Below are 1,621 nucleotides of genomic sequence, written 5' to 3' on the forward strand. Positions count from 1 at the left end.
CTTCCGCAGGAACAACTACACATCCAACAATCCACGGACCACTGACTGGCTCCAACGGGTCAGGCGTGGCACGCTCCCGGTGCCGCAGGTTCATCTGGACGAAATGCGCGCAGCCAACGTCCCGGACCTGGACGACGCTCGCGCCATCGAGGACCAGAAGACGCTGACCGCGGAAGAGCACATGGAGATCCTCCGCAAAAACAACTTCAAGCCACGTAGCTCCGGGGAAACACGCCAGACCTACCACTGGCTCAACAAAGTCAAGAGATGCACGCAGCCAACGTCCAGGGCCTGGACAACGCTCGCACCGCCGAGGACCGGAAGAAGCTGACCGCGGAAGAACACATGGAGATCCTCCGCAAAAACAACTTCAAGCCACGTAGCTCCGGGGAAACAAACCGGACCTACCACTGGCTCAAGAAAGTCAAAGCCGGCACCGCCCTGGTGCCGCGGGTTCATCTGGACGAGATGCACGCAGCCAACGTCCAGGGCCTGGACAACGCTCGCACCACCGAGGACCAGAAGACGCTGACCGCGGAAGAACACATGGAAATCCTCCGCAAAAACAACTTCAAGCCACGTAGCTCCGGGGAAACAAACCGGACCTACCACTGGCTCACCAGGGTCAAATTGGGCATGAGCGCGGTGTCGCGGGTTCATCTGGACGAGATGCACGCAGCCAACGTCCAGGGCCTGGCCAACGCTCGCACCACCGAGGACCAGAAGACGCTGACCGCGGAAGAACACATGGAGATCCTCCGCAAAAACAACTTCAAGCCACGTAGCTCCGGGGAAACAAACCGGACCTACCGCTGGCTCAACAGTGTCAAATCGGGCAGAAGCGCGGTGTCGCGGGTTCATCTGGACGAGATGCACGCAGCCAACGTCCAGGGCCTGGCCAACGCTCGCACCACCGAGGACCAGAAGAAACAGACCGCGGAAGGGCACATGGAGATCCTCCGCAAAAACAAGTTCGTCCTGAGTGCCGGCGGGGACACACAGCAGACCTACCAGTGGTTCGCAGATGTCAAAGCCGGCAGCGTCCTGGTATCGCAGGTTCATCTGGACGAGATGCGCGCGGCCAACGTCCAGGGCCTGGGCAACGCTCGCACCACCGAGGACAGGAAGAAGCTGACCGCGGAAGAACACATGGAGATCCTCCGCAAATACAATTTCAAGCTACGTAGTGTCGGGAAAACAACCCAGACCTACGAGTGGCTCCAAAAAATCAGAAATGGCTATATAGTGATTTCACAGGATCATCTGGACGAGATGCGTGAGGCCGGCGTCTCGGGCCTGGACAACGCTCGCACCCGATAACACGGGCTGGCTGTTCTCTATTCGCTCGAATGGTTCGCGAGCCTGGTGACGTAGGGCGGCGGCGATGTTGGTGTGGCCGTCCTGACGGTGGACGCCGATGGCGAGGTTGCGCAGGCCGGCCATGATGCGCGGGAGATGCCCGGCATGGATCTTGGAGTCGTCCTCGCGGAACGTGCGGTCGCGGACGTGGTGCAGAAGATTTTCGATCTTCCAGTGGCCTCTGATCCAGTCCGCGATCTGGGCGCCGGTGACCGCGCCGGGCGGCAGGCTGGTGATCGGGTGGACGCGCTCGATGGTGAGC

2 protein-coding genes and 1 pseudogene are annotated in these 1,621 nt (G+C 60.6%); 2 read left to right on the forward strand and 1 reads right to left on the reverse strand.

The window, feature by feature from the left end; genetic code table 11:
* Positions 1–331, forward strand: a 331-nt coding sequence (locus tag IE94_RS40720; RefSeq protein ID WP_209441114.1) for a hypothetical protein, incomplete at its 5' end; no start/stop codon positions are given.
* A complete protein-coding gene (locus tag IE94_RS0134150) occupies positions 268–1,320 on the forward strand; it encodes a hypothetical protein (RefSeq protein ID WP_157849447.1) in 1,053 nt (350 codons plus the stop codon). The genes IE94_RS40720 and IE94_RS0134150, both read left to right, overlap by 64 nt.
* On the opposite strand, the pseudogene IE94_RS41965 reads toward IE94_RS0134150, so the two are convergent.
* Positions 1,252–1,621, reverse strand: a pseudogene (locus IE94_RS41965) (hypothetical protein); the annotation flags it as partial. The gene IE94_RS0134150 and the pseudogene IE94_RS41965 sit on opposite strands and share 69 nt — an antisense overlap.

It is taken from the genome of Streptomyces violaceorubidus (assembly GCF_000717995.1).
GTDB classification, from domain to species: Bacteria; Actinomycetota; Actinomycetes; order Streptomycetales; family Streptomycetaceae; genus Streptomyces; species Streptomyces violaceorubidus.

Excerpts from the sequence above, each read along its gene's own strand:
- IE94_RS0134150 (WP_157849447.1), top strand. The coding sequence starts at position 268 with ATGCACGCAGCCAACGTCCAGGGCCTGGACAACGCTCGCACCGCCGAG.